Source organism: Micromonospora sp. NPDC005087 (assembly GCF_042872965.1).
Classification (GTDB): domain Bacteria; phylum Actinomycetota; class Actinomycetes; order Mycobacteriales; family Micromonosporaceae; genus Micromonospora.
Window position 1 is genome coordinate 370,759 of the sequence record NZ_JBIALB010000005.1, and the last position, 26,441, is coordinate 397,199.

Sequence of the window (26,441 nt, forward strand, 5' to 3'; positions counted from 1 at the left end):
CCCTGTTAACGCCTGGCGTTGTACAGGGGGCCCTTCTTAACAAGGTGCCGCGGTTAGTGGGCGCCGGCGCCGGTGAGGGCGCGGACCTCCAGCTCCGCGTACTTGTCCTCGTCATGCTCCTTGGAAACGAGGGTGCCGATCCAGCCGCACAGGAAGCCGAACGGGATGGAGAGGATGCCCGGGTTGGACAGCGGGAACCACTGCCAGTCGTGCTCCGGGAACATCGACGTCGCCGCCCCGGAGACCACCGGCGAGAAGAACACCAGCAGTACGGCCGAGATCAGCCCGCCGTAGATCGCCCACACCGCGCCGGAGGTGTTGAACCGCCGCCAGAACAGGCTGTAGAGGATCGCCGGCAGGTTGCCCGAGGCGGCCACGGCGAACGCCAGCGCCACCAGGAATGCCACGTTCAGGTTCTGCGCGAAGATCGACAAGGCGATCGAGACCGCGCCGATCACCAGGGCGGAGATCCGGGCGACCCGTACCTCCTGCCGCTCCGACGCCTCGCCCCTCCGCATGACGTTTGCGTAGAAGTCGTGCGCCAGGCTGGACGAGGAGGCCAGAGTCAACCCGGCGACCACCGCCAGGATCGTGGCGAAGGCGACCGCCGCGATGATCGCCAGCAGAGCCGCCCCACCCACGTCGCCGCCGAGGAAGTCGATGCCGAGCGCCTCGGCCAGCTGTGGCGCGGCCGTGTTGCCAGCCTTGTCCTGTGCGGTGATCGCCTCGCCGCCGACCAGTGCCGCGGCGCCGAAGCCGAGGGCCAGGGTGAGCAGGTAGAACGTGCCGATGATGCCGATCGCCCAGAGCACGCTCTTGCGGGCCGCCTTCGCGGTCGGCACGGTGTAGAAGCGGATCAGGATGTGCGGCAGGCCGGCGGTGCCGAGCACCAGGGCGATGCCGAGCGAGAGCAGGTCCATCTTGCTGTAGAAGGTCTTCAGCGCGTCGCCGGGTGTCTCCACCCCGTAGCGGAGTCCGGGTTCCAGGAAGGCGGCTCCCTTGCCGGAGGCGTCCGCGGCGTCGCCGAGCAGCGAGGAGAGGTTGAACTTGTACTTCGCCAGCACCAGCAGGGTCATCACCAGCGCGCCGCTCATCAGCAGGAACGCCTTGACGATCTGCACGTAGGTGGTGCCCTTCATGCCACCCACGGTGACGTAGATGATCATCAGGGCGCCGACCATGATGATGGTGGCGATCTTCGCGGCGTCCGCGTCCATGCCGAGGAAGGTGGTCCCCGGCTTGATGCCGAGCAGCAGTGCCACCAGCGCGCCGGCGCCCACCATCTGGGCCAGCAGGTAGAAGATCGACACCGTGATTGTCGAGACCGCCGCCGCTGTACGCACCGGACGCTGGCGCATCCGGAACGCCAGGACGTCGGCCATCGTGTACCGGCCGGAGTTGCGCAGCAGCTCCGCGACCAGCAGGAGGGCGACCAGCCAGGCGACCAGGAAGCCGATGGAATAGAGGAAGCCGTCGTAGCCGTAGAGCGCGATGATGCCGGCGATGCCGAGGAATGAGGCGGCCGACATGTAGTCGCCACCGATCGCCATGCCGTTTTGGAAGCCGGAGAAGGACCGGCCGCCCGCGTAGAAGTCGGTCGCGGTCTTGGTCTGCCGGCTGGCCCAGATGGTGATGGCCAGGGTCACGGCCACGAAGACCAGGAAGAGCGTGATGGTCAGGTTACGGGCGGTGTTGCTGCCCGCCTCGGCCGCGAGGAGCGGGTTAGCCGCGAGGACCGTCTTCATGGGTCACCTCCCCGATCTCGGCGCGGATCCGGTCGGCGACCGGGTCGATCTTCCGGTCCGCGTACCGGGAGTAGAGCCAGGCGATCACGAACGTGGAGACGAACTGGAGCAGACCGAAGACCAGCGCGACGTTGATGTTGCTGCCGAACAGCTTCGTGCCCATGAAGTCCCGGGCGTACGCGGAGAGAATGACGTAGAGCGCATACCACAGGAAGAACGCGACGGTCATCGGGAAGACGAAGCCGCGCAGCGCGCGCCGCAGCCCGGCGAACTCGTCCGACCGTTGTACGGCCAGGTATCTGTCCGGCTGGGAAGCGGTCGACGCGGGTGTGTCCGTGGACATCTGTGGATCACCACCTTCACAGGCGTTGGAGGAGTTTCGCGCACGGTAAAGAGCGCGCTCCCCGCCGGGGAAGGCCGAGATCGACGCCGGTCAGCGAGTGCGCCGAGCGGTTGACTGGCTGCGCCGAGTGACCCAGGTCACTCCGGTGACCGGTCGGTCGTCGCGACGGCCGTCAGGACCTGCGTTCAGCCGGGCAGCTCGTGGTAGCGACCACGGTAGTGCAGCAGCGGGCTGGCCTCCTCGGCCAGGTCGACCGCCTCGATCGTGGCCTCCACCAGCAGCGCCCAGCCGTACTCCCGGGCGGTGTCCAGTCGGCAGCCGACCCATCCGCCGGCGTCCGTCGGGACCGGCCCGTACGGGGTGTCGGTCCACGCCCCGCTGGCGAAGAGCCCACCTGGGGCGGGGAAGAGGCCGGCGAACCGGTCGGCGAGCTGCCGGTGCGGCGGCCCGAGCGGCGCGACCGCGAACCGGCCCGCCTCCTCGATCGCCGCCCAGAGATCGGACTCCGCGTCGATCAACCCGAGCAGCCGGTCTGGCTCCCCCTCGGCGACCAGGGTGGACGAGACGGTCAGCCCGGCCGGGCCCGGCGCGGTCCAGAGGGTCACCGGCGCGGCGAGCCGACCACGCAGCCGGCGGACCGGCGACCGTTGCCCGGCCGGCACCGCGAACGGGTCGGTGTGGTGGATCTCGGCGCCCGGCTCATGATTCACGTGAAACATTGTGACCCCACCGCCCCGCCCCGAGGACCCGACCGGCGAAGGTCCGGACCAGGGCAGGTCGGCGGCCCGGGACAGCGGGCCGTGCTCAGCGGCGCGGGGTGACCGTGGCCAGCAGCTCCGGCTGCCGCCGGTCCAGCACGTCGCCGGCCAGGTACGCACCCAGCAGCGCCGCGCCCAGCCCATACGCCGCACCGACCGGCAGGGCCAACCAGAGCCAGGCGTCATCGAGCAGCGCCGCGGCCACCACCATCGGCACCCCGGCGACCGCCGCGACGACCATGGCCAGCAGGGTGAGCAGGCCCTTCGCCATGCCCGCACCGGTGTTCATCGCGAACGGGTTGCTCGTTTCCGGCAGCGAGTACGCCCCGAGTACCGACACGAAGCTGCTCACCGCCAGCCCGGCACCGTAGGTGGCGACCATGCTGCCGGCGGTCAGCCCGATCCAGCCCGGGTGGCCGAGCAGCAGCGACAGCGCCACCGCGACGACCGTCAGCATCGGCAGCACGTACAACGAGAAGGCCGTCATCCGCGCACGCAGCTCGACCCGGCCGGGCACCCCGGCCACCACGTTCGCGGCGTACGAGCTGCCGTCGAAGCCGAACTGGTTGGCCAGGGTGACCGAGGCGAGCACACCGACGAAGAGCATGGAGATGGTGACCAGGACCGGTGAGCTGTCGGCGGCACTCATCGTCATGCCCTGCTCGCCCTCGACGAAGCCCGCACCGCCGAGGTTGGTCATCACCGGCACGAAGATGCCGACCACCGCGATCGTGATCAGGTTGGCCCGGCGGCGGGCGTCCCGCCACCAGTAGCGGGCCTCCCGGGCGACCAGGGCGCCGAACCGGTCCCGACGCATCCGGCCGGTGATCCGGGGAAACAGCTGGGCGACCGCGCCACCGGCGGCGCCTCGCCGGACCGGGGCCCGGCCGGAGCTGACCGCTCCCACCATCGCCGACTCCAGCGACCGTGACCACCAGGCCAGCAGGGCGCCGAGCGCGACCACGGTGATCAGCAGCTTGACCGGAGCGGCCCAGACCCGCCCCTGGGCCATGTCGATGCCGGCGGTCCACGGTGCGCCGAACGGCGTCCACCCGATCACGGTCGCCACCCCGGTCAGCCGGTCCCAGTCCGTCTCGCGCAGCGCGGCCAGGCCGAAGATCTGCAGCGGGCCGAGCAGCGCGGCGGTCACCGCCAGCAGGACAGCCGCCAGGTCACGCACCCGGCGCGACCGCAGCATGCTGGCGAAGGCGCTGGTCACCGCCCGGCTGGCGGCCACACAGAGCAGCAGCCCGGCGACCACACCGACGACGGCCACCACTCCGGCGGACCAACCACCCAGCGTCCAGGCGGTGAGCACCAACCCGAACGTCGCGATCAGCATCGCCAGCGCCGACACGCTGACCAGGGCCGCGGAGAACAGGCCGACGACCAGGGTGCGGCGGGGCAGGGGCAGCAGCGCGAACCGGGCCGGGTCCAGTGTCTCGTCGACCCCGAAGAAGACCAGCGGCAGCAGCAGCCAACCGAGCACCAGCAGCCCGCCACCGCCCGCCGCGACCAGCATCGCGTACCGGCCGTTGTCCGTCATGCCCGGCACGGCGAAGAGGAAGAAGCCGCTGGCGGCGAACCAGAGCCCGACCAGCGCGCCGCCGATGAACATCGCGATCCGCCAGCCCTGGCCGCGGAAGCTGTTGCCCATCACCCGCAGTTTCAGCCGCAGGAAGTGCCGGGCGGAGACGGCGCGGACCGGCCCGGCGGGCGCGCCGGCGGTGCTCACCGGGAGAGCCACGACAGCTCCTCACCGGTCGCGGTACGCCCGCCGACCACCTCGACGAAGACCTGCTCCAACGAGCGGTCGCCGCGTACCTCCCCGATCGTGCCGACCCGCTTGATGACGCCCCCGGCGAGAATCGCCACGTGCGAGCAGAGCCGCTCGACGACCTCCATCACGTGGCTGGAGAAGACCACGGTGCCGCCGCCGGCCGCGTACCGGGTGAGGATGTCCCGGATCAGGGCGGCGGAGACCGGGTCGACGGCCTCGAACGGCTCGTCCAGCACCAGCACCCGGGGGCCGTGCAGCAGCGCGCAGGCAAGGCCGATCTTCTTCTTCATGCCCGCCGAGTAGTCCACCACCAGCGTCCGGCCGGCGTCGCCGAGGGCCAGCACGTCCAGCAGCTCCGCGGCCCGCTGGTCGACCACCGCCGGGTCCATCCCGCGCAACAACCCGTTGTACGCCAGCAGCTCCGCCCCGGTCAGCCGGTCGAACAGCCGGACCCCGTCCGGCATCACGCCGAGCAGCCGCTTGGCCGCGACCGGGTCCCGCCACACGTCGTGCCCGAGCACCCAGGCCGAACCGGCATCCGGCCGCAACAGCCCGACCGCCATCGACAGCGTGGTGGTCTTGCCGGCGCCATTCGGGCCGAGCAGGCCGTAGAAGGAGCCGGCGGGGACATCGAGGTCGACGCCAGCCACTGCGATCGTGCCGTCGAACCGCTTCGCCAGGCCACGCAGCGCCAGCGCGGGATGCTCACCAGTCATGAGCCGACGTTATCCGTCGGCTACCACTTGCGCGCTCCGGCGGCAGGCGGACCCGTCGTCATCCCCAGGACGGACGTCTCCTACATGCGGAGGGCCTCGGGGGTGTGCAGGCGGAGCATGGTGGCAGCGACGTCGGCGGGGGCCCGCCGACGGGTCGCCACCGACACCGCGACCATCACGGTGAAGGCCAGGGGCACCGTCCAGGCGGCCGGCTGCGCGGTGAGCGTGGCCGGCCAGCCGGACAGCGGCGGGCCGAGCACGGTGACCAGCACCGCGCCGATCGCCGCGCCGCCGCCAACCAGCACACCGGCGGCGGCGCCCAGGTCGGTCAATCCGCGCCACCAGATGCCGAGCACCAGCAGAGGGCAGAAACTCGACGCGGCGACCGCGAAGGCGAGCCCGACCACCTGCGACACGTCCAGCCCGGCGAGGTTGAGCGCCAGCACCGCCGGCACGCCCCCGGCGATCACCGTGGCCAGCCGGAAGCCGCGCACCGAGCCTCGGCCGAGCACGTCCGTCGAGATCACCCCGGCGACGCTGGTCAGCAGACCGGACGAGGTGGAGAGGAAAGCCGCGAACGCGCCCGCCGCGACCAGCGCGGCGAGCAGCCGCCCGACCAGCCCGTCGCCGAGGGCCGCGCCGGGCAGCAGCACCACCACCGCGTCGGTCTGCCCGCTGACCAGCAACTGCGGGGTGTAGATCCGACCGAGCACCCCGTACAGGGTCGGGAGCAGGTAGAAGGCGCCGACCAGGGCCAGCACGACCAGCGTGGTCCGGCGGGCCGCCGCGCCGTCGGGATTGGTGTAGAAGCGGACCAGCACGTGCGGCAGACCCATGGTGCCCAGGAAGGTGGCCAGAATCAGCGAGTACGTGGCGAACAGGCCCCGGTCGTCGTCGCCGGCGGTGCTGGGCAGCAGCCAGTCGCCGGCGTCGGTGGCGACTCCGGACACCTCCGGCACCGGGTCGCCCGCGGCGAAGGTCAGCTCATCGCCGGGGCTCACCTCCCGGACGTCGCCGTCGGGCAGGGTGAGGGTCGCGCGGTGCTCGACCACGACGGTGGTCGCGGTCCGGAACGTCGGCCCGTCGGGAGGGGTCACCGCCGGCCGGGCATCGGCCTGCCACTGCAACGCCAGGAAGATCGCCGGTACGGCGAGCGCGGTCAGCTTGAGCCAGTACTGGAACGCCTGGACGAAGGTGATCGCCCGCATCCCGCCGAGCGCCACGTTCGCGGTGACGACGGCTGCCACCAGCAGGGCGCCGAGCGGGTACGGGGAGCCGGTCACCGTGGCCAGGGTGAGCCCCGCGCCCTGGAGCTGTGGCACCAGGTAGAGCCACCCGATGAAGATCACGAAGGCGGTGGCCAGGATGCGCAGCCGGCGCGATCCCAGCCTCAGCTCGCAGAAGTCGGGCAGGGTGAACGCGCCCGAGCGGCGCAGCGGTGCGGCCACGAAGAGCAGCAGGGCGAGGTAGCCGGCAGCGAATCCGACCGGGTACCAGAGCACGTCCACGCCGTACTTGAGGACGAGGCCGGCGATGCCGAGGAAGCTAGCCGCCGACAGGTACTCCCCGCCGATGGCGGCGGCGTTCCAGGTCGGACTGATCACCCGGGAGGCGACCAGGAAATCGGAGGTGGTCCGGGCCAGCCGCAGCCCGTAGAAGCCGATCCCGACGGTGACCAGGGTGACCGCGACGATAGCCGGGACCACGTAGTCGTTGCCCACCTCAGCGCTCCGGCCGCTGCACCAGGTCGGTGAAGTCCTGCTCGTTGCGCTCGGCCAGCCGCACGTACGCCCAGCCCACCGCGATCAGGAACGGGAAGGACGCCACCCCCAGCAGCAGCCAGGGCAGGTTGACGCCGGCGACCGTCGTCCGGCCGAGCGACGGTGCGATGGCGAACAGCCAGGGCAGCCCGCCGAGCCCGATGGCCACCACGAGCGAGAGCCGCAGCGCCAGCGCGAGCTGGGCCCGGACCAGGCCGCGGACCAGCGCCTCGCCGACCTGCGTCTGCTGCGCCAGTTCGGCGCGGGTCCGCTCGGCGCGGGTGTCCTGCCGGGTGATGTCGGCCAGCACGATCCGGGTCCGGCGGGGCGGCGGTGCCGTACCGCCGGGCCCCACGTCTGGGAGTCGCTCGGCCACCCCGGCAGTCTCACCCGCCCTGCCGGAATGTCAAGCAGTCTCGTTCACCAGCGCAGTGGGTGGCATTGTGAATAACCTGTGGAGAACGGGTCACCCCTGTGGATAACCCGGTGGGCATCGCCGTGCGGGCCCCGCCTGGCAGCCCACCGGCGTCGTCCTCACTCCAGCCCGACGCGTTCCGGGCGGGCGGAGGCGGAGCCGAGCCAGGTGTGCGGGTTGCCGTGCCAGCACCAGCCCAGTTTTGGCGCGCCCTGGCTGATCCAGATCGCTGGCACCCGCTTGTCGCCGCAGCGCGAGCCGACCAGCGAGAAGCACTTGTTCTTCGCCAGCGCCGCTGGGTACAGGGTGACGAAGGCGAGCCCCTCGTCGATGGTGAGCGGCAGTCGGTCCTGGCCGATGATCACCTCCATCGCAGACGCGGGGGCCAGGTTCAGCGTCTCCTCACCGCGGTCCACATCGAAAAGCAGGTACGCGGGACCCGGCGGCACCTCCAGTTCCTTGATCGGATCGAACTTCGGCAGGTCGTCCTCGCCGTAGTGCCGGTCGAGGAAGCCGGGCTTGCGCTTGCCGGCCAGCGTGGTGAGTGCCAGCCGCTGCTCGACCGTTGCCAGGTCGCGGGTGATGACCAGCAGGAACGGCACCCGGCCCTCGGTCGGTGCGGGCAGCCCGGCCGCGCCCGCGATCGCCGCCGCGCGGAGTGGGGCGACCACGGCACGGAAGGCGTCCTCGGTCAGGTCGGCGAGCGCCGGGTATCCCAGCTCCACCAGGCGGTCGAGCTGGCGGTCGAATTCGGTGGCGGCGTCGAACACGGGCGGGCTCCATTCGTCGTTCGCTCGGGATACCGTACGACGTACGACAAGGATGGGTTATTCCCGCTGCGTGATGCAACCCTCGTGGGCGACGACTCCGTCGTACGACCGTGATGGTCAGCAAAGAGGGAAGACCGCGGTGAGGCGGGCCGACGAGGACGACTTCCACGACTTCGTCGCGGACCGGATGGACCGCTGGCGACGGAGCGCGTTCCTGCTCTGTCAGGACTGGCACGCCGCCGACGACGTCGTCTCGGTCACGGTGGCGAAGCTCTACCGGAGCTGGCGCACGGTGCGTCGGGCGGAGAACCGCGACGCGTACGCGCAGCGGGTCCTGACCCGCTCCTGGCTCGACGAGCGGCGCCGGCCCTGGAGCAACCGGGAGCAGTCGTGGGCGGAGGTGCCGGACGTGGCCGGCGCCGTGCCGGAGACGGTGACCGATCGCGACGGGCTCGCCGCGCTGCTGCGCTCGCTCGCCCCGAAGCAACGGACGGTGCTCGTCCTGCGCTTCTACCTCGACTACTCGGTCGAGGAGACCGCCAGGATGCTCGGCATCTCCGCCGGCACCGTCAAGAGCCAGTCCGCACGCGGGCTGGCGAACCTGCGCACCGCCGTCAACCGTCAGTACTGAGCGGGAGGCACCAGATGAGTCACCAACTGTTCGACGAGTTGATCGGCAACCCCCCGCCGCCCAAGGTCGATGTCAGGGGCATCGTCCGGCGGGAGCGGCGGGCCAGGGCCGCCCGGCGGCTCGGCGGCTCGTTGGCCGCCGTGCTGGCTCTGGCGGTGGCCGGCGGCGTCAGCGCCGCCGTACGCCATCAGGAGCCCGGTGCGGCACCGACCACGCCGCGGGCCGCTGCCTCCTCGCCCGCTGCGGACACCCGGTTCCGCCTGGTCTTCGACACCGACGAGACGGCCGACGCCACCGCCAGGCGCCTCAGCCAGGAGCTGGACCGGGCGCTGCGGACGGTGGCGCCCGGCGCGAAGTGGACCTGGATGCCGGACTACGTCGGCGAGCCTCGCAAGCCGGACGGGCAGCCGCCAGAGTTCACCCACCGGGGCACCCCGGACTTCGTCGGTACCTCCTCCGGCATCTCCTACCAGGGGCGCAAGGGTTCCCTGGGCGTGTCGGTCACACCGGACGTGTATCCGGACGCGTCCGACGGACCGGCCGGGTTTCACTGGCCGTGCCAGCTGCCGCCGGGCATCCACGAGGACAGCCGTTACCGCAGGATGTGCGAGGCGGGCACGACCCCGAGCGGCGCCCAGATGAAGATCGAGACGCTGACCGGTAAGCGGCAGAAGAGCGTGCAGTACCTCGTCGCGATCCAGTTGCCCGGCAACCGGGCGCTCCAGGCGGACGTGCTGAACATGGTCGGGGTCGACGAGTCGGCCGTTCCCGCGCAGGCGCAGGCTCCGCTGTCCATGGAGCAGCTGAAGGCCATCGCACTGGCGATCGCCGACCAGGTCAAGGCCTGACGACCGCCGAGGCGGAGAGGATCCGACGAGGGTGAGCGGGGCTGGGAGCCGGGGTCACCGGTTCCAGTCCTGCTTCGCCGCCCGCACCAGCTTGTCCTTCAGCTCCCGGGTGTGCCGCCGACTCACCGGCAGTTCCGTCCCGTCGATCACCACCACGTAGCCGGAGTTGACCAGCCGCAGCTCCGCGATCAACTTCAGCTGGACCAGGTACGACCGGTGCACCCGGACGAAACCGGCGTCGGCCCACCGCTCGGCGAGCGTGGCCAGCGAGACCCGCACCAGGTGTGACCCCTCCGCCGTGTGCAACCGGGCGTAGTCCCCCTGGGCCTCCACCCAGCGCACCGCCGAGCGGGGCAGCATCCGGGTGGTGCCGGCCAACTCGATCGGGATGGTCGGGTCCTCCTCGGCCCGGGCCAGCGCCGCCGGATGCGACGGCACCACCCGCGAACCGATCACCCGGCGCAGCGACTCGGCCAGCCGCTCGGCGCGCACCGGTTTGCGTACGTAGTCGGTGGCCCCCAGGTCGAAGGCGTCCACCGCGCCGTCGTCGTACGCGGTGACGAAGACGATCGCCGGTGGCCGGGCGAACCGGCGCAGCACCCGGGCCAGCTCCATGCCGTCCAGGCCGGGCATCCGGATGTCCAGGAAGACCACGTCCACGTCACCGTCGCGGAGCAGCCGCAGCGCCTCGGTGGCGTCCCCCGCCGTGTGCAGACGGGCCACCCGGGGGTCGGCCCGCAGGTGGTACGCCAGCTCGTCGAGCGCGGGCGGCTCGTCGTCCACCGCCAGCACCCGGAGGAAACCGGATGCGCTCACGACCCGGCCCGCACGCCGGGATGGAACTTCGGCACCCGCATGCTCACCCTGGTGCCCGAGCCGAGTCCGGTCTCAACGACCAGGCCGAACCGGTCCCCGAAGACCGACCGCAGGCGCTCGTCGACGTTGGAGAGGCCGACGTGCTGGCCCGTCTCGTCGCCCGGGTCGCCGGTGCTGCGGGCCAGCTCGGCGATGCCGGCGGTCAGCGTGGTCGGATCCATTCCCACCCCGTCGTCCTCCACGGTGATGTGGCATTCGGCACCCGCGTCCCGGGCCTCGATGCTCACCATGCCTGTGCCCGGCTTGCGGGACAACCCGTGCCGGACCGCGTTCTCCACGAGCGGCTGCAGGCAGAGAAACGGCAGCGTCACCGGCAGCACCTCCGGGGCGATCTGCAACCGCACCTGCAACCGGTCGCCGAACCGGGCCCGCTCGATGGTCAGGTAGCGGTCGATCGACCGCAGCTCCTCGGCCAGCGTGGTGAACTCCCCGTGCGCCCGGAACGAGTACCGGGTGAACTCCGCGAACTCCAGGATCAGCTCGCGGGCCCGCTCCGGGTCGGTGCGCACGAACGAGCCGATCGCGGTCAGCGCGTTGTAGATGAAGTGCGGGCTGATCTGCGCCCGCAGCGCCCGGATCTCGGCCCGCGCGAGCCGCTCCCGCGACGAGTCCAGCTCAGCCAGGGCGAGCTGGTTGCCGGCCCAGTGCGCGGTCTCCAGGGTGGCCTGCACCAGCCCGGGCGCCGGCGGGCTGTCGGCGATCGCCACCAGCGCGCCGACCACCCGGCCGTCCGCGCCCTGCAGGGGTGCGACCACCGCTCCCCGGATCGGGCAGTCCACCCGGTCACAGCGCAGCTCGGATTCACCGAGCACCGTCGAGCGCCCGGTCTCCATCGCCCGGCGGGCCGCCGCGAGCAGTTGCTCGCCGTGGTGCGCGCCGCGTCCATCGAGGGCGAGCACCACGTCGGCGTCGGTGAGCGCCAGCCCGACCGCCCCCACCAGAGCCCGCAGATGGCGTACGGCCTTCGCCGCGCCCGCCGCGCTCAGCCCCGCCCGCAGCGGTTCGGCGGCCAGCCCGGCGGTGTGCAGCACCTCGTAGGTGGCCCGCTGGGTGGCGGTGGCGATGCCCCGGCGGGCACGCAGGCGCAGCACCGCCAACAGGGCCGCGGTCAGCGCGGTGACCAGTGAGACGACGCCGACGACGGCGGAGAGGTTGCCACCCACGCAGCGATCCTGGCCCCTCCGGGCCGGCGAGCCAACCCCTAGTACGCGCCCTTGCGGGCGAGCACGACCCCCACGGTGCGCCACAGGATGCTCAGGTCGTACGCCAACGACCAGTTGTCGACGTAGTAGAGGTCGAGCCGGACGGACTCGTCCCAGGACAGGTCCGAGCGGCCGGAGACCTGCCACAGGCCGGTCATGCCGGGGCGGACCAGCAGCCGGCGGCGCACGTCGCCCAGGAAGTCGCCATCGTCGGCCGGCAACGGGCGGGGCCCGACCAGCGACATCTCACCCCAGAGCACGTTGATCAGCTGCGGCAGCTCGTCCAGCGAGGTGGCCCGCAGGAAGCGGCCCACGGGGAAGACCCGCGGGTCCTCCTTCATCTTGAACAGCATGCCGTCGGTCTCGTTCCGGTCGACCAGGCTCGCCAGCCGGTCCTCGGCGTCGACGTACATGGTCCGGAACTTCCACACCCGGAACGTGCGTCCCTCGTGCCCCACCCGCGGCTGGCGGAAGTAGACCGGCCCGGGGTCGGAGATCCGGATCGCCACGGCGATGGAGAGGAAGAGCGGAGCCAGCAGCAGCAGACCGAGGCCGGCGGCGACCCGATCCATCAGGTTCTTGGCCAGCAGCGCCGGCCCGGAGAGGGTCGGCTCCTCGACGTGCAGCAGCGGCAGACCCTCGATCGGCCGGATGTGCACCCGGGGACCGGCGATGTCGGTCAGCTGGGGCGCGACCACCAGATCGACGCCGGAGCCCTCCAACTGCCAGGCCAGCCGGCGCAGCTCACCCGGCTCGGCGCTGGCCGACCCGCAGATCGCGATGGTGTCCCCGCCGACCTCCCGGACCAGGGCCAGCACGTCCCGGCCGGCGTGCACCGGCACCGGGGTCGGCATCCCCCGGGCCGCGGCGTAGCCGTCGGTGATGTGGATGGCGACCGGCACCAGCCCGGCGTTCGGGCTGCGGGTGACCGCCGCGTAGACCTCCAGGCACTCCGGCAGGGTGCCGACCAGCACCATCCGGTGCGCGGCCTGGCCGGCCCGGCGGCGGATGTAGTGCAGCGCCCAGCGGGCCACGAAACGGCCCCAGAGGATCAGCACGGTGGCGCCCACCAGCGCGGTGCCCACCGTGTACCGGGAGAGCTGGGTCACAGTGGCGAAGGCGAGGAACGAGACGCTCGCGGCGACCGTCACCGCGCCCCGGATCACGCGCTTGAACTCGTCCGGCCCGAGCCCCAGGTAACGCCGGTCGTAGGCCCGGTTGCCCCAGAGGATGATCACCCAACCGAGTGGGAGCAGGAGATAGGAGATGGTGTGGAACCAGGTCGGGTCCTGCTTGGTGCCGGAGAAACCGGAGGCCGCCTGATCGAAGAGCTGGATCGCGATCCAGCTGGCGAAGGCCGCCGCCCCGAAATCGAGCACGAGGAGGATCGCCGTGTAGGGGCGGTGCCAGCGGGAGACACGGCGTCGCGCCCTGGCCCATGCCGACCGGGGGACGCCGTTGTGCGACGGCGGGGTCGGCGGCTGGATTTCGAAGCTGTCGACGTGCCGCACGAGTCTGCTCCGGCCTTCGTTGGTTACCGGGCGCTGGAGGCTTGCCGTCACCTCACCCATGTCCTCCCGCATGACACGTGCCGCTCACTCGCCGTGAGGGCCCGGGTCGCCCACCGTCCCAGTCTCCCACGCGGGATCCGACCGGTCGCGGCCCCGGAAAGGATTGGCGACCGATGGTGCCGGCGGGATCTGGCCGGCTCCGCACCATTTCAGAAGCCGGGGACCGGGCCACTATACCGATGGATGCGCGTGTGGCGGGAACCGTGGACCGGCGCTTCGGCCCAGTCGGGTCGATTCCGCTCCGTAATCGCCGAGTGGGATTACTCACCGTACGAGGCGGGACAACCGTCGGTCAGCGAGCGGCTTGCCGCCGGTCTGGCACGTCGGGCAGTACTGAAGGCTCGAGTCAGCGAACGACACCTCCCGCACGGTGTCACCGCAGACCGGGCAGGGAAGGCCGGTGCGGGCGTGCACCTTCAACCCGGAGCGCTTCTCGCCCTTCAGCTCCGCGGCACGCTGCCCGAGGGACCGCTGGACCGCGTCGCCGAGCACCTGCCGGGTAGCCGCGTGCAGAGTGGCGAGCTGGTCGTCGGTGAGCCGGTCGGTGATCGCGAACGGGGACAGCTTCGCCGCGTGCAGGATCTCGTCGGAGTACGCGTTGCCCACCCCGGACAGCACCGCCTGATCGGTCAGCACCCCCTTGACCTGCCCGCGCCGGCTGCGCAGCCGCTCGGCAAAGGTGGGCAGGTCCGCGGCGAGCGCGTCCGGGCCCAGCTTGGCCACGCCGGGCACCGCCGACGGGTCCGTGACCAGGTACGCGGCCAGCTTCTTCTGCGTGCCGGCCTCGGTGAGGTCGAACCCGGAACCGTCGTCGAGGCGGACCCGCAGCGCGATCGGGCCCTTGCCGGGGCGCAGCGGGGTGGTGGCCGGGAACGCCTCCCGGTAGTGCAGCCAACCCGCCCGGGCCAGGTGGACCACCAGGTGCAGGTCGCCCTCGACGAGCACGTCGAGGAACTTGCCGTGCCGGCGGGCGTCGACCACCGCCCGCCCGGCGACCGCGGTCGGTGCCGGGTCGTACGTTTTCAGGGCGCTGATCGCGGCGACCTCGAGCCGGTCGACACGCCGCCCCACCGCGCGCTGTCGCAGGTAACCCGCGAGCGCCTCAACCTCCGGTAGTTCGGGCACCAGCCAACGGTAGCCTTCTTTCCCGTGAGAATCGTGGTGGCACACAACCGGTACCGGGAAGCCCAGCCCTCCGGCGAGAACACGATCGTCGACTCGGAGATCGCTCAGCTCGCCGCCGCCGGCGTGGAGGTGCTGCCGTTCATTCGCAGCTCGGACGAGATCCCGTCGATGTCGAAGGTGGCGAAGGCGCTGCTGCCGATCTCGCCGATCTGGGCGCCCCGGGCCCAGCACGACCTGAGCCGGCTGCTCACCGAGCATCGGCCGGACGCGCTGCACCTGCACAACCCGTACCCGCTGCTCTCGCCCTGGGTGGTGCGGACCGCGCACCGGCACGGCGTGCCGGTGGTGCAGACGGTGCACAACTACCGACAGGTCTGCTCCTCGGGGATCTACTTCCGCGACGGCGTGATCTGTCAGGACTGCAAGGGCCGGGCATTGGGGGTGCCGGCGATCAAGCATCGCTGCTACCGCGACTCGGCGGCGCAGAGTGCGCTGATGGCGACCACCCTGGCCGTGCACCGGGGAACCTGGCGGTCGGTGGACCGGTACATCGCGCTGACCACGGCGATCGCCGACCACCTGAGCGACTACGGCATTCCGGACGAACGGATCGTGGTGAAGCCGAACGCCGTGCCCGATCCGGGCCGGCCCGCGCCGCTCGGTGACGGTTTTCTCTTCATGGCCCGGCTGAGCCCCGAGAAGGGCGTCGACCTGCTGCTGGACGCCTGGCGCCGGCATCCGGTGGGCGCACTGGGCACGCTGCGCGTGGCCGGGGACGGCGAGTTGCGCCCGCTGGTGGAGGCCGCCGCCGCCGAGCGACCCGACGTGGTCTACCTCGGTCAGCTCGACCGGGCCGGAGTGCGGGCGGCGGTCGAGGCGAGCGCGGTGGTGATCGCCGCCGCCATGTGGCACGACGTGCTGCCGACCGTGATCATCGAGGCGATGGCCAGTGGCCGGCCGGTGCTCGGCACCGCGTTGGGTGGCATCCCGTACCTGGTTGGGGCGGACGCCCCGCACGAGCCCGCCGGCACCGGGCCGGCCGAGGTCGCCTCCGCCGTCGCCGGGGGCGGCGGGTCGCCGATGCCGGCCGGAATCGGTCAGGGTGAGGCCGGCTGGGTGGTCGCCCCGGAGCCGGCCGGGCTGGCCGCCGCGCTACCGGTGGCCCGGGCCGGTGCCGCCGGGCTGGCCCCGGCCGCCCGCGCCCGCTACGAGCGGACCTTCCACCCCGACGTGGTCACCAAGCAGCTCATCAACATCTATGCCGGCATGGCCCGTACCGCGCACCGCCGCTGACCTCGGCCGTGCTTCCGCCCACCGCCCGCCACGCCCACCGCCCGCTGCTTCCCAGGGTGGCCGTCCCCCCTTCCGGCGGCCGGCGCACCGGCGGACCCGGTGGGGGTCAGCGCATGGAGGCGCGGGCGGAGAAGGCGATGCTCGCCAGCAGGAAGCCGCCGTTGACGATGGTGAACGCGACGATCACCCAGAGGACCAGCGCGGGGGCCACGGCCAGCACCAGGGCGGCCACGAAGATCACCGCGCCGTAGTCACGGACCAGCTTCACCAGGCGGACCGGCAGCGAGGTCGAGGTGACCATGCTGGCTGCGTTCGGGCCGGCCTGCATCACCGAGGTGACCAGGTTGACCATCCAGGTGCCGGCGAAGGTCGCCACCAGCCAGGTCGGGGTCGACGGCTCCTGCGCCACCGCCGTGGCGGCCAGCGCCGCCACCAGGGCGATCTGCGCGGCCACGTCGCACAGCACGTCGACCCGGGCACCGGCCGCGCTGCCCTGGCCGGTCACCCGGGCCAGTTGCCCGTCCGCACAGTCCAGGGAGTACGCCACCTGCCAGCCCACCAGGGCGAGCACGCCGACCACCCAGGCCGGCACGTCACCGGCCGCGACCGGGCCGGCGAGCGCCACCACGGTGACCGAGGTCGCCAACCCGAGCACCAGGTTGGTGATGGTCAGCGTGGTCGGCCGCAGCCCCAGCCGCTGGGCGACCAGCGCGAAGGCGGCGCCCAGCCACTGGCTGATCGACTCGCTGAACAGACCACCGCCCCGGTTCACCCGGTGGAAGTCGGCGATGGTGGGACGGGGGTCAGCCAAGCTGGTCGCGGATTGCACCGGCGTAGTCTGCCAGCCGCTCCCGCGTCTCGGTAGGCGACAACGCCAGGTGCTCGAGGATCGTGTACCGGTCCGGTCGGGTGCGCGGTGCGAACTGCACCGCCTCGACGAACTGGTCGTCGGTCAGCCCCACCTCGGCGGGAAGCCGGGGCAGCGCGTGCCGGGACAGACAGGCCGACATCTCCCCGAAGCGGCGGAGATCCCCACGCAGCCAGGTGCAGAAGAGCGCGCCCAGCCCGGCCAGCTCGCCGTGCGAGGCGGTGCCGGGGAAGAGCGCGTCCACCGCGTGCATGATCTCGTGGCAGCCGCCGCTGGACGGGCGACTGGTGCCGCAGACCGCCATGGCGAGGCCGCTGGAGATCAACGCCTCGGCCAGCACGGTGACGAACGCGTCGTCGGTCATGTCGCCCGGATGGTTCAGCACCGCTTCGGCGCCCGCCCGGGCCAGTGACGCGGCCAGTCCGTCGACGGGCTCGCCGCGTACCTGGCGGGCGAGCTCCCAGTCCGCCAACGCGCTGATGTTACTGATGACGTCACCGATGCCGGCTCGGTTGTGCCGGTCAGGACCGCTTTCCACGAAGTCCAGGTCAACGATCACCGCGATCGGGATGTGCACCCCGTAGGAACCCTTGATCCCATCGGTGATCAGGCTCGCCACCGGGGAGGCGATGCCATCGTTGGCCAGGCTGGTGGCCACCGAGACCATCGGCAGGCCCCGCCGGGTGGCCGCGTACTTCGCCACGTCTATGGTCTTGCCGCCGCCGATGCCGACCACCGCGTCGTACGAGCGGGCGCGCAGCTTGGCGCCCAGGTCGTCGGCGGCGTCCAGAGTCGCCCCGGCGACGGTGAACACGTCGGCCGACCGCAGTGACGGTCGGATCAGCTCGGCGATCTGGGCACCCTGGCCCGGACCGACCACCACCGCGACGTCGCCGCCGGCGGAGATTCGCCCGTCCGCCAGGATCGCGCCGAGGTCGGCCACCGCGCCCCGCCGCACGTCGATGTGGAGCGGGGTCAGCACGCTTCGGGCTAGTAGCGGCACGCGATCTCCCGCGCGCGGGCCAGGTCGGCGTGGTTGTCGACCTCGACCCAGGGCACGTCGCCGATCGGCGCCGCCCGCACCTCGCCACCCCGGTCGGCGAACTCCTGGTAGCCGTCCTCGTAGTACAGGTTCGGGTCGCGCCGCCAGGTGGCCTCCAGCGCGTCGGCGAGGGCGTCGGCGACCTGCGGCTCGATCAGCGTGGCGCCGATGTACTCCCCGTACGCCTCGCCCGGGTCCATCACCTTGGTGATCCGGGTGAGCTGGCCGGCGGCGTCGAAGATGGTCTTCATCTCCTCCTCGGCCAGCGGCTTGAGCGTGTCCACGGCGAGCAGGATGCCTGGCCCACGCTCCGCGAGCAGGGTCTTCTCCACGCTCACCGGGTGCACGGTGTCCCCGTTGACCAGCAGTACCCCGCGCGCGAAGTACTCCCGGGCCAGCCAGAGCGAGTAGGCGTTGTTCCACTCCTCGGCCTTGTCGTTCTGCACCAGGGTGAGCGTGACCCCGTACCGCTTCTCCAGGTCGGCCTGCCGCTCGCGGACCGCGTCCGCCGCGTAGCCGACCACGATCACGATGTCGGTGAGCCCGACTTCGGCCAGGTTGCCCAGCGCGATGTCCAGGATCGTGGTCTCCCCGTCCACCGGCACCAACGCCTTGGGCAGCGTGTCGGTGTACGGGCGCAGCCGGCGCCCTGCCCCGGCCGCGAGCACCATCCCGATCATCCCGACATCCTCCCTCGTCCTGCTCCCCGTCACCGGTGGAGGATAGCCCCGCGTGGACGAGCCGCTCCGGTCAACCAGGTCAGCCGGGCAGCGCCGCCAGGTCGGCGAGCATGGTCAACCGCTCCTCCGCGCTGAGCACGGCGTACGGGCCGGCCGCCCGCCGGTCGGTCTCCAGCTCGATGGCGAGCCGCTCCGGGCCGGCCGGCAGGGCGGCGATGCTCGACGCGGTGTGCCCGGCGGCGGTCCAGGCGGCGGCGTGCGCGTCGGCCCGGTGGTAGCGCATCGTGCCGAGCCGGTTGAGCAGCAGCACGCCCGGCGGGGTGCCGTCCGGCTCGTACGGGGGCGCCATCGCGGCGAACGCCGACGCGTCCCGGTCCCCCTCCTCGTCGGCCAGCACCAGGGCGTACGCCAGCAGCCGGCCGAGCGCCGCGACCAGCCGCGGCACCCGCTCGTCCTGCCCGGCCCACAGCTCCTCGGTGACCTCGGCGTGCACCTGGTACAGCTCGGTGAGGAACGCGGCACCGCGGTCGGTGGCGGAGAGCCCGCCGTCCGGGCGGCGGTGGATCATGCCGTGCGCCACGTGCTTGTCCACGCTCCGGTGGCAGACGACCGGGTCGCGGTACCGGGTGATCGCGGCGAACCCCGGCCCGTCCACCGTGCCGCTGGGTGCGGCCAGCCGGGTGCGCAGCTCCACCAGGAAGCCGGTCGCGGCCGGCCCGCCGTACCGCTGGCTCAGCTCGGCGCCACCACCGTTCCGACCGGCCAGCATGCCGGCGACGAAGGCCCGGTCCACGGCCGGGGCGAGCAGACCGGCGAACCGGTGCGGCGCCAGCTCGACGGTGTTCACAGACCGATCGACCGCAGGACGGCGAAGCCCTCCTCCGCGATCCGCCGGATCAGCCCGTCGTTGACGTGGCGGTGCTCGTCCAGAACGGTCACCTCGTGCTCGGCCAGCCACCGGTACTCGGTGTGCTTGCCGGCCTCCAGCTTCGGGTGGCCCAGGTCGCCGTCCACCCGGACCAGGAAGTCGTGCTCGATCCGGGCGAGACCGTCGTCGCCGACGTAGTGGTACTCACCCACCTGACCGAGGACGTGCGAGAGGGTCCAGCCGGTCTCCTCGGTGACCTCCCGCCGGAGCGCCTCGTCGACGTCCTCGCCCGGCTCCAGGTGGCCGCCGACGATGTCCCAGCAGTTGGGAAAGAGGCGCCGGTGCGGCGAGCGGCGCTGAAAGAAGATCCGGCCGTCGTGGTCGACGATCAGCGCGCCGGCGCAGCGCAGGGGCTCGGTGGACACCGTCCGACAGTAGCGAGCGTGCCGGCGAAACGGCGATGCCCGGTCTTGTCCAGGAGTCATTCACGGACCACCATGTCGGTACCGGATGCCACCGTCCCAAAGGGGTGATGCGTGATGCAGGTACGGGAAGCGATGTCCAGCCAGGTCCTCGTCGTCGGTCCGGAGCACACGCTCCGCCAGGCGGCCCGGATGATGTCGGCCCGTGGTGTCGGGTCGGCGGTCGTGATCGACCCGGACTCCGAGGGGATCGGGATCATGACCGAACGCGACGTGTTGAAGGCCATCGGCGCCGGCCTGGACTGCGACGTGGAACGCACCGGCGCTCACCTGACCTGGGACGTGGTCTACGCCGGCCCGGACTGGACGGTGGCCGAGGCGGCCGCCGCGATGGCCCGGGGCGGGTTCCGGCACCTGGTGGTGCTGGACGGCCGTGAGGTGGCGGGGGTGATCTCCGTCCGGGACATCATGCGGGTCTGGGCGGAGAGCCAGGTGGTCGCCGCGATCTGACCGGGCGCACCGGGGTTCGGGCGGGCAGGTGTGCCGGCCGGATCGACGGGTAGGGATACCTTGCGGGAGCGGAGACGCCGTGGCCCGTGGGGGAGGGTCCGATGCGCGACGCGGAGCGCCTGGTCGAGCAGCAGTACGCCATGCTCCTGCGTCGGGACGTGGCCCGGCTGCCGGACCTCTACGCCGCGGAGGCGTTCTACTCCATGCCGGGCGTCACGGTCCGCCCGATCGAGTTGCCCGCGCTGCTGCGGACCTGGACCGGCGCCTTCCCGGACCTGCGGGTCGACCCGCTGGGCGCGGTGCGCACGGCCGGGGGCGCGGCCGTGGAGCTGCGCCTGAGCGGCACCCACGCCGGCACGCTGCACTCGCCGTTCGGCACCGTCGCGCCCACCGGCCGCACGGTGAGCTGGGACGTGGCCGACGTGGTTCGGGCCCGCCGGGGACGGATCGTCGCCTGGCGGTCCTACTTCGACTGGAGCCAGCTCCTCGACGCGCTCGGCGTGCAGCTGGAGGGACTTTCCCGGGGAGCGCAGCACGACTCGCTCGGCCTTCCGGTCTGATCTGACGCCGACCGGTGGAGCCGGGTCACCCGACCCGGTGGCTCAGGATGCGGACATCGCCGTGCCGTCGGCGCGTCCCCCGCCGCCGCCCGTACGCTCAACATCCATGACCGCCGAGCAGCTGATCTCCTTCGCCCGTGGGGCTCCCTCGCTGGACATCGTCGATGTCGAGGGGCTCAAGGCCGCCGCCATCCGCGCCTTCGACGCCGACCCAGCCGGGGTCACGGCCTACGGCACCTCCGTCGGCTACGGTCCGCTGCGAAAGTGGATCGCCGAGAAGCACGGGGTCGAAGCCAATCAGGTGCTGGTCACCAACGGGTCGCTGCAGGCCGACGCGTTCCTCTTCGACCACCTGGTCCGCCCCGGCGACGCGGTGGTGGTGGAACGGCCGACGTACGACCGGACGCTGCTCAACCTCCAGCGGATGGGCAGCGAGCTGCACGGTGTCTCGGTCCAGCCGGACGGCCTGGACACCGCCGAGCTGCGCAAGTTGCTGGAGTCCGGGGTCCGGCCCCGGCTGGCGCACGTCATCCCGAACTACCAGAACCCGGCCGGCATGACGCTCTCCCTGGAGAAGCGCCGGGAGCTGCTCGACCTGGCCGCGGAGTACGAGTTCACGATCTTCGAGGACGACCCGTACGCGGACGTCCGGTTCCGCGGCGAGGCACTGCCGTCGATGCTCTCGCTGGACACCCGCAACGTGGTGGTGCACGCGTCGAGCTTCACCAAGACGGTCTGCCCGGGCGTGCGGGTCGGATACCTGGTCGGCTCGGCGGATCTGATCGCCGACATCGCCAAGAACGCGACCAGCCTCTACATCTCGCCCGGCATGGTGTCCCAGGCGATCGTGCACCAGTTCTGCGTCTCCGGCGACATCGACCGCTCGATCGAGACCGTCCGGGCGGCGCTGGGCGAGCGGGCCGGGGTGCTCGCCGAGTCGCTGCGCCGGCACCTGCCGCAGGCCCGGTTCGTGGAGCCGGACGGCGGCTACTTCCTCTGGGTGGAGTTCCCGGACGACGTGCTGGTCGACCGGCTCGCCTCCGCGGCGGCCGAGCGTGGGGTCGCCGTGGTCAAGGGCAGCGACTTCATGCTGGACGGCGGGCAGCACGCCCTGCGGCTGGCCTTCTCGGCGGTCACCGCCGACCGGATCGACGAGGGTGTCCGCCGGCTCGCGGCGGCCGTCGAGGCCGTCCGCGGCTGAGCTTTCTGTCAATTTCCTGACAGAACGACGATGCCGGTCGTCGCGGGACTCCCGCCGGGGCGGCCGGCGGCTCACAATGCTGCGAGCGTCACCCGTCAGGTGCAGTGGAGATCGCCGTCCGGTTTTCCCGGGCCAACCCCCGCCCCGGTGACGCGTGCAGCACAACCCCCGCCCCCACAGGCGCCGGGTGGGCCGTGTCGTCCCCACACCCCCCGATGCGGCACGGCCCGCCCGGCGTCGCCCCACGCGACCGCCGTCACACGTGCCCTCCGCCGGGATCGGCGTAGCCTCAAGCCGCAGCCGAGCGCGGGGAGGTGGCGCGATGACGGATCGGGCAGGTCAGGACGGGACCACACCGTCGCACGCCGCTCGGGTGCTGCGACCCCGGGCGTGGCCGTCACCGGTCCGGGCGATGACCCGGATCCTCAACGCCGACGGCTCGCCGCCCGTGCCGACCCCGGCCGGCACCGGGCGCAGCGGCGTCGTCGACTGCGCGCTCTACGTCGACGGCAAGCGGCAACCCGGCGACTGGACGTACGCCGATGCGCTGGCCGCGGCCCGCCGCGAGGAGCACGGCTTCGTCTGGCTCGGGCTGCATGAGCCCGAACTGGCCGAGATGACCGCCATCGCGGACACCTACGGGCTGCACGAGCTGGCCGTCGAGGACGCGGTGAAGGCCCAGCAGCGTCCGAAGTTGGAGCGGTTCGGCGACGTCAGCTTCCTGGTGCTGCGCACCGCCCGGTACTGCGAGCATGCCGAGCTGAACGAGAACTCCGAGGTCGTCGAGACCGGCCAGGTGATGCTCTTCATCGGCCCGAACTTCCTGATCAGCGTCCGGCACGGCGACGCCTGCCGGCTCTCCCCGGTACGTGCCGACCTGGAGACCAAGCAGGACCTGCTGCTCCAGGGCCCGTGGTCGGTCGCGTACGCGATCACCGACCGGGTGGTCGACCTCTACCTGGAGGTCGCCGAGCAGATCGAGGACGACCTCGACGTGCTGGAGGCCGAGGTCTTCGACCGCAACGGCCATGGGCGGATTCAGCGGATCTACCAGATGAAGCGGGAGCTGGTGGAGTTCAAGCGGGCCGTGGTGCCGCTGCAGCGGCCGTTGATGACGTTGACCTCGCAGGTCAACCGGGAGGTTCCGAAGGAGATTCGGCGCTACTTCCGGGACGTGCAGGACCATCTCAGCCGCACCGTCGAGCAGGTGAACTCCTACGACGACCTGCTGAACTCGATCCTCCAGGCGCGGCTGGCCCAGGTCACCGTCGACCAGAACAACGACATGCGCAAGATCGCCGCGTGGGCGGCCATCGCCGCGGTCTGGACCTCCATCGCGGGCGTCGAGGGGATGAACTTCGACAACATGCCCGAGCTGAACATGACGTACGGCTATCCCGTCGTACTCGCCCTGATGCTCGGCGTCTCCCTGGCCCTCTACCGATGGTTCCGCCGCAACGGCTGGCTCTGACGCCGCGCGCGAAAGCGCCGGCGGGCGCGGGGAACCCGCGTCGCCGGCGCTCGATGCGCTGCCGCTGGGTCAGCGGCGGCCGTTGGTGCGGGTGGTGTCCTTGCCCAGCGCCTTGGTGAGGTCGTCGGCCGGGCGCCCGGAGGTGTCCTTGGCGCCCTCGGCGACCGAGGGGACCTTGTCGGTCGGGCGGACGCCGGCCGGCTTGGCGACACCGGTGGTGCTGGCACTGTCGCCACCGGCCACCGCCGAACTACCGGCGGCGGTCATCCCGGCCATGCTGGACCCGTCGGTCCCCTTGGTGGTGGACGGGGTCCGTACCTCGATCGAATCCACCTCGTCGCGCATCGGCTCCAGGTTGCGGGTTGGGTCGTACTCGGCCCACTCCTGCTGCTCGCGGCGGCGGCGCAGCGCGACCGCGCCAGCCAACCCGACGATGGCGCCCGCTGCGAGCAGCCCGGTCATCTTCGATCCGCGACGGCGCGGCTGCTTCTTCTTGCCGGTGATCCGCATGTTGTTCGACCTGGCCTTCCTGGTGAGCGGCCCCGCCTGCGCGGCGCCGTCACGGGCGGCCGCGGCCAGCGGTGCCAGCGTGGTGAGTGTCGTCCCCCAGCCGGTCGAGGCGCTGTCGCGCACTTTCGCCGCGGCCGGCTCGACGTAGCCGCGGGCCATCTGCACCCGTGGACCGACCGTCGCGCCCGCGCCCTTGGCGGCGTGGCTGGCTGCCTGCATCAGGTGGCTGATGCTCTGGTTCAGCTCGGCCCTGGCCAGCTGCCCCTCGGACTTACGCCGCCCGATTCCAAACACGGTCCCACCTCCTGGGAGTTGTTCCTTCGTCATCCTCCACCTTCGGATGCCTCCGCGATGCCAGATCGGGCACATGGGAGGATCCGCATGGAACTGACCAACGAGTGAGGAGTACCCGTGGCCGAGGCTGTCTACGCCACCTTGCACACCAACGCTGGCCCGATCCGGCTGGAGCTCTTCCCCAACCACGCGCCGAAGACGGTTCGCAACTTCATCGACCTGGCCGAGGGCAACCGGGAGTACACCGACCCGCGCACCGGTCAGCCGGGCAGCGGGCCGTACTACGACGGCACCATCTCGCACCGGGTGATCAGCGGCTTCATGGTCCAGATGGGCGACCCGACCGGCACCGGTCGGGGCGGGCCGGGCTACAAGTTCGCCGACGAGTTCCACCCGGAGCTGCGCTTCGATCGGCCTTACCTGCTGGCGATGGCGAACGCCGGACCGGGCACCAACGGTTCGCAGTTCTTCATCACCGTGTCCCCGACGCCGCACCTCAACAACCGGCACACCATCTTCGGCCAGGTGGCCGACGAGCAGTCGGTGAAGATCGTCGACTCGATCGCGAGCACCCCGACCGGCCCGAGCGACCGTCCGCTGCAGGACGTCGTCATCGAGCGGGTCGAGATCGAGCGGTCCGCTGCCTGATCGACAGGCGAGGTACCTTTGCTCGCATGATTGAGCGCTCCGGAGCACCGCACCGGCTGGCGTCGGTGGACCGCGCGGTGGCGGACGGAGGGTCGGCCCGGTGAGCGAGTCTCCGCCGACCACCCCGGTCTGCTACCGGCACCCCGGCCGGGAGACCTACGTCCGGTGCACCCGCTGCGACCGGCCGATCTGCCCGGACTGCATGCGGGAGGCGTCCGTCGGGCACCAGTGCCCGGAGTGCGTCAACGAGGGACGCCGCAGTGTCCGGCCGGCGCGTACCGCCTTCGGTGGTGGTACCGCCGGCCGGCACGGCTACGTCACCAAGGCGCTGATCGCGCTGAACGTGCTGCTCATGCTGCTCTCCATCGCCTCCGACCGTGGTGGGGACGCGGCGGTGGGCGGCTCCGGCTTCGGCGGCCTGATGGGCGGCAGCACGCCGCTGACCAACTGGGGTTCGGTGCTCGGGCTGGCGGTCTTCCCCGACGGCACGCTCGGTGGGATCGCCGACGGCGAGTGGTACCGGCTGGTCACCGCGATGTTCCTGCACTACGGCGTGATCCACCTGCTGCTCAACATGTGGGCACTGTGGGTGCTCGGCCGGTCGCTGGAGGCCAACCTCGGGCCGCTGCGCTTCGGCGCGCTCTATCTGATCGCGGGTCTCGGCGGCAACGTCTCGGCCTACCTGTTCAGCGCCCAGAACTCGGCCACCGCCGGCGCGTCGACCGCCGTCTTCGGCCTCTTCGCCGCGCTCATCATCATCGAACGCAAGTTGGGCCGGGACATCTCCCAGGTGATCCCGATCCTGGTGATCAACCTGGTGTTCACGCTGACCGTGCCGGGCATCTCCATCCCGGGGCACCTGGGTGGCCTGGTGGTCGGCGGGGCGATGGCCCTGGTGCTCGCGTACGCGCCGCGCGGTCGGCGCACGCTGGTCCAGGTCGCCGGTGGCGCGATCATCCTGCTGATACTGCTCGGGCTGGTCCTGTTCCGCACCGCGCAGCTGCTCGCCGGCTGACCGACCGGCTCACTGTCCGGCGGCGATCACGCCGGGCGGGCGGCCCGCAGCGCCTCGGCCACCTCGTCCGGGGCGGCCCCCAGGTCGTACCGGCCGAACAGGTGCAGCGACTCCCCGGCGTCGATCTCCAGCAGTTCGGTGGTCAGGCCGAGCCGGGGTCGACGGTCCACGGTGATCCGCTCGACCGTGGCCCAGGGCAGCAGCCGGCGGCCGGCGTAACCATGGGCGACGACCACGCCGGCCGGGTCGACCGCGAGTCGGACCGGCGCCAGCAGGTCGCGCAGCGCCCAGCCGAGCAGGCCGGCGACGACCAGCCCGATCAGCGCCAGCTGCACCGGGTCGCCTTCGGCGAGGAGCAGGCCGAGCGCCACCAGGACGACCGCGCCGGCCAGCTTCGCCAGCGGCACGCCCGCCGGTACCCGCCACTGCCGGTCCGGGAAAGCTTCGGCATCCATCCGGCCAGCATGCCAGCGTTCGCCGGGGGACCGCGCCGGCACCCGTTCGCGGCCGGGCCAGACC

General features: G+C 71.9%; 27 protein-coding genes and 1 pseudogene. 9 read left to right on the forward strand and 19 right to left on the reverse strand.

All coding sequences use genetic code 11. The annotated features are described in order from the left end of the window. Window positions 1-53 precede the first annotated feature (53 nt). The 8 genes and pseudogenes from ACFYPS_RS15625 to ACFYPS_RS15660 all read right to left on the reverse strand — a co-directional run bounded on the left by ACFYPS_RS15625 (window position 54) and on the right by ACFYPS_RS15660 (window position 8,287). Window positions 54-1,745, reverse strand: a complete 1,692-nt coding sequence (locus ACFYPS_RS15625; RefSeq protein ID WP_387325050.1) for a cation acetate symporter — start codon at window positions 1,743-1,745, stop codon at window positions 54-56. Further along, complete coding sequence (locus tag ACFYPS_RS15630) at window positions 1,723-2,088, reverse strand: DUF485 domain-containing protein (RefSeq protein ID WP_387325053.1); 366 nt, start codon at window positions 2,086-2,088, stop codon at window positions 1,723-1,725. Before ACFYPS_RS15630 ends, ACFYPS_RS15625 begins: the two co-directional genes overlap by 23 nt. Before the next feature lie 185 nt (window positions 2,089-2,273). After that, window positions 2,274-2,825 (reverse strand): annotated as a pseudogene (locus ACFYPS_RS15635) (flavin reductase family protein); the annotation flags it as partial. A gap of 67 nt (window positions 2,826-2,892) precedes the next feature. After that, on the reverse strand, window positions 2,893-4,593 hold the full coding sequence (locus ACFYPS_RS15640) for an ABC transporter permease (protein WP_387325056.1): 1,701 nt from the start codon (window positions 4,591-4,593) through the stop codon (window positions 2,893-2,895). Further along, window positions 4,578-5,342: an ABC transporter ATP-binding protein gene (locus ACFYPS_RS15645; protein WP_354967175.1), complete on the reverse strand. Its 765-nt coding sequence runs from the start codon at window positions 5,340-5,342 to the stop codon at window positions 4,578-4,580. The genes ACFYPS_RS15640 and ACFYPS_RS15645 overlap by 16 nt, the downstream gene beginning before the upstream one ends. An 80-nt stretch (window positions 5,343-5,422) precedes the next feature. Next, window positions 5,423-7,063 (reverse strand): cation acetate symporter, encoded by a 1,641-nt coding sequence (locus tag ACFYPS_RS15650; protein WP_354967176.1) that lies wholly within the window; start codon window positions 7,061-7,063, stop codon window positions 5,423-5,425. 1 nt (window position 7,064) lies between these two features. After that, window positions 7,065-7,478 carry a hypothetical protein gene (locus tag ACFYPS_RS15655; RefSeq protein ID WP_354967177.1) on the reverse strand — a complete coding sequence of 138 codons (414 nt, stop codon included), beginning with the start codon at window positions 7,476-7,478 and terminating at the stop codon, window positions 7,065-7,067. Window positions 7,479-7,636: 158 nt separating this feature from the next. Continuing rightward, window positions 7,637-8,287 (reverse strand): DUF5701 family protein, encoded by a 651-nt coding sequence (locus ACFYPS_RS15660; RefSeq protein ID WP_354967178.1) that lies wholly within the window; start codon window positions 8,285-8,287, stop codon window positions 7,637-7,639. A gap of 139 nt (window positions 8,288-8,426) precedes the next feature. Between ACFYPS_RS15660 and ACFYPS_RS15665 the strand changes: the two genes are divergently transcribed. Beyond that, window positions 8,427-8,918 (forward strand): sigma-70 family RNA polymerase sigma factor, encoded by a 492-nt coding sequence (locus tag ACFYPS_RS15665; RefSeq protein WP_387325060.1) that lies wholly within the window; start codon window positions 8,427-8,429, stop codon window positions 8,916-8,918. A 14-nt stretch (window positions 8,919-8,932) separates the two neighbouring features. Next, on the forward strand, window positions 8,933-9,766 hold the full coding sequence (locus ACFYPS_RS15670) for a hypothetical protein (RefSeq protein ID WP_387325063.1): 834 nt from the start codon (window positions 8,933-8,935) through the stop codon (window positions 9,764-9,766). Window positions 9,767-9,820: 54 nt separating this feature from the next. Here ACFYPS_RS15670 and ACFYPS_RS15675 read toward each other — a convergent pair whose 3' ends face one another. From ACFYPS_RS15675 to ACFYPS_RS15690, 4 genes are all read right to left on the reverse strand, one after another. Then, window positions 9,821-10,582 (reverse strand): LytTR family DNA-binding domain-containing protein, encoded by a 762-nt coding sequence (locus ACFYPS_RS15675; protein WP_089018492.1) that lies wholly within the window; start codon window positions 10,580-10,582, stop codon window positions 9,821-9,823. Next, window positions 10,579-11,805, reverse strand: a complete 1,227-nt coding sequence (locus ACFYPS_RS15680; RefSeq protein ID WP_354967181.1) for a histidine kinase — start codon at window positions 11,803-11,805, stop codon at window positions 10,579-10,581. The genes ACFYPS_RS15675 and ACFYPS_RS15680 overlap by 4 nt, the downstream gene beginning before the upstream one ends. A gap of 38 nt (window positions 11,806-11,843) precedes the next feature. After that, window positions 11,844-13,415 (reverse strand): sugar transferase, encoded by a 1,572-nt coding sequence (locus tag ACFYPS_RS15685; RefSeq protein ID WP_354967222.1) that lies wholly within the window; start codon window positions 13,413-13,415, stop codon window positions 11,844-11,846. A gap of 264 nt (window positions 13,416-13,679) precedes the next feature. Beyond that, window positions 13,680-14,540, reverse strand: coding sequence for a DNA-formamidopyrimidine glycosylase family protein (locus ACFYPS_RS15690; protein ID WP_354967182.1), 861 nt, complete (start codon window positions 14,538-14,540; stop codon window positions 13,680-13,682). Window positions 14,541-14,564: 24 nt separating this feature from the next. On the opposite strand from ACFYPS_RS15690, the gene ACFYPS_RS15695 reads away from it, so the two are divergent. After that, entirely contained in the window at window positions 14,565-15,833 is a 1,269-nt protein-coding gene (locus tag ACFYPS_RS15695; protein ID WP_387325067.1) for a glycosyltransferase family 4 protein, read from the forward strand. Between the two features lie 106 nt (window positions 15,834-15,939). Here the strand turns inward: ACFYPS_RS15695 and ACFYPS_RS15700 are convergent, their stop codons facing one another. The 5 genes from ACFYPS_RS15700 to ACFYPS_RS15720 form a co-directional block, all read right to left on the reverse strand. After that, on the reverse strand, window positions 15,940-16,662 hold the full coding sequence (locus tag ACFYPS_RS15700) for a CDP-alcohol phosphatidyltransferase family protein (protein WP_354967184.1): 723 nt from the start codon (window positions 16,660-16,662) through the stop codon (window positions 15,940-15,942). Further along, complete coding sequence (locus ACFYPS_RS15705) at window positions 16,637-17,704, reverse strand: iron-containing alcohol dehydrogenase family protein (RefSeq protein WP_387325071.1); 1,068 nt, start codon at window positions 17,702-17,704, stop codon at window positions 16,637-16,639. Before ACFYPS_RS15705 ends, ACFYPS_RS15700 begins: the two co-directional genes overlap by 26 nt. Then, complete coding sequence (locus ACFYPS_RS15710; protein WP_354967186.1) at window positions 17,692-18,423, reverse strand: phosphocholine cytidylyltransferase family protein; 732 nt, start codon at window positions 18,421-18,423, stop codon at window positions 17,692-17,694. Before ACFYPS_RS15710 ends, ACFYPS_RS15705 begins: the two co-directional genes overlap by 13 nt. Window positions 18,424-18,502: 79 nt before the next feature. Continuing rightward, the gene (locus ACFYPS_RS15715; protein ID WP_387325074.1) at window positions 18,503-19,270 is read right to left on the reverse strand and encodes a hypothetical protein; all 768 of its coding nucleotides are present in this window, start codon (window positions 19,268-19,270) and stop codon (window positions 18,503-18,505) included. Beyond that, a complete protein-coding gene (locus tag ACFYPS_RS15720; RefSeq protein ID WP_387325077.1) occupies window positions 19,267-19,716 on the reverse strand; it encodes an NUDIX hydrolase in 450 nt (149 codons plus the stop codon). Before ACFYPS_RS15720 ends, ACFYPS_RS15715 begins: the two co-directional genes overlap by 4 nt. Window positions 19,717-19,830: 114 nt before the next feature. Here ACFYPS_RS15720 and ACFYPS_RS15725 point away from each other — a divergent pair, with 114 nt between their 5' ends. The 4 genes from ACFYPS_RS15725 (at window position 19,831) to corA (ending at window position 23,455) form a co-directional block, all read left to right on the forward strand. Next, window positions 19,831-20,223: a cyclic nucleotide-binding/CBS domain-containing protein gene (locus ACFYPS_RS15725; RefSeq protein WP_387325080.1), complete on the forward strand. Its 393-nt coding sequence runs from the start codon at window positions 19,831-19,833 to the stop codon at window positions 20,221-20,223. A 101-nt stretch (window positions 20,224-20,324) separates the two neighbouring features. After that, entirely contained in the window at window positions 20,325-20,783 is a 459-nt protein-coding gene (locus tag ACFYPS_RS15730; protein WP_387325083.1) for an ester cyclase, read from the forward strand. A 106-nt stretch (window positions 20,784-20,889) separates the two neighbouring features. Continuing rightward, a complete protein-coding gene (locus ACFYPS_RS15735) occupies window positions 20,890-21,984 on the forward strand; it encodes a PLP-dependent aminotransferase family protein (protein ID WP_387325086.1) in 1,095 nt (364 codons plus the stop codon). A 322-nt stretch (window positions 21,985-22,306) separates the two neighbouring features. After that, on the forward strand, window positions 22,307-23,455 hold the full coding sequence (gene corA / locus ACFYPS_RS15740) for a magnesium/cobalt transporter CorA (protein ID WP_354967191.1): 1,149 nt from the start codon (window positions 22,307-22,309) through the stop codon (window positions 23,453-23,455). 69 nt (window positions 23,456-23,524) lie between these two features. On the opposite strand, the gene ACFYPS_RS15745 is transcribed toward corA, so the two are convergent. Then, the gene (locus ACFYPS_RS15745; RefSeq protein ID WP_354967192.1) at window positions 23,525-24,292 is read right to left on the reverse strand and encodes a hypothetical protein; all 768 of its coding nucleotides are present in this window, start codon (window positions 24,290-24,292) and stop codon (window positions 23,525-23,527) included. Window positions 24,293-24,376: 84 nt separating this feature from the next. On the opposite strand from ACFYPS_RS15745, the gene ACFYPS_RS15750 reads away from it, so the two are divergent. Beyond that, the gene (locus tag ACFYPS_RS15750; RefSeq protein ID WP_354967193.1) at window positions 24,377-24,907 is read left to right on the forward strand and encodes a peptidylprolyl isomerase; all 531 of its coding nucleotides are present in this window, start codon (window positions 24,377-24,379) and stop codon (window positions 24,905-24,907) included. 100 nt (window positions 24,908-25,007) lie between these two features. Further along, complete coding sequence (locus tag ACFYPS_RS15755) at window positions 25,008-25,922, forward strand: rhomboid family intramembrane serine protease (protein ID WP_387325091.1); 915 nt, start codon at window positions 25,008-25,010, stop codon at window positions 25,920-25,922. Window positions 25,923-25,948: 26 nt separating this feature from the next. On the opposite strand, the gene ACFYPS_RS15760 is transcribed toward ACFYPS_RS15755, so the two are convergent. Continuing rightward, window positions 25,949-26,377, reverse strand: coding sequence for a PH domain-containing protein (locus ACFYPS_RS15760; RefSeq protein WP_387325094.1), 429 nt, complete (start codon window positions 26,375-26,377; stop codon window positions 25,949-25,951). Window positions 26,378-26,441 lie beyond the last annotated feature (64 nt).

Coding starts and splice junctions, on each gene's coding strand:
- ACFYPS_RS15625 (WP_387325050.1), bottom strand. CDS start 1,745: ATGAAGACGGTCCTCGCGGCTAACCCGCTCCTCGCGGCCGAGGCGGGC.
- ACFYPS_RS15630 (WP_387325053.1), bottom strand. CDS start 2,088: ATGTCCACGGACACACCCGCGTCGACCGCTTCCCAGCCGGACAGATAC.
- ACFYPS_RS15645 (WP_354967175.1), bottom strand. CDS start 5,342: ATGACTGGTGAGCATCCCGCGCTGGCGCTGCGTGGCCTGGCGAAGCGG.
- ACFYPS_RS15670 (WP_387325063.1), top strand. CDS start 8,933: ATGAGTCACCAACTGTTCGACGAGTTGATCGGCAACCCCCCGCCGCCC.
- ACFYPS_RS15685 (WP_354967222.1), bottom strand. CDS start 13,415: ATGGGTGAGGTGACGGCAAGCCTCCAGCGCCCGGTAACCAACGAAGGC.
- ACFYPS_RS15710 (WP_354967186.1), bottom strand. CDS start 18,423: ATGATCGGGATGGTGCTCGCGGCCGGGGCAGGGCGCCGGCTGCGCCCG.
- ACFYPS_RS15725 (WP_387325080.1), top strand. CDS start 19,831: ATGCAGGTACGGGAAGCGATGTCCAGCCAGGTCCTCGTCGTCGGTCCG.
- ACFYPS_RS15730 (WP_387325083.1), top strand. CDS start 20,325: ATGCGCGACGCGGAGCGCCTGGTCGAGCAGCAGTACGCCATGCTCCTG.
- ACFYPS_RS15735 (WP_387325086.1), top strand. CDS start 20,890: ATGACCGCCGAGCAGCTGATCTCCTTCGCCCGTGGGGCTCCCTCGCTG.
- corA (WP_354967191.1), top strand. CDS start 22,307: ATGACGGATCGGGCAGGTCAGGACGGGACCACACCGTCGCACGCCGCT.
- ACFYPS_RS15745 (WP_354967192.1), bottom strand. CDS start 24,292: ATGACGAAGGAACAACTCCCAGGAGGTGGGACCGTGTTTGGAATCGGG.
- ACFYPS_RS15760 (WP_387325094.1), bottom strand. CDS start 26,377: ATGGATGCCGAAGCTTTCCCGGACCGGCAGTGGCGGGTACCGGCGGGC.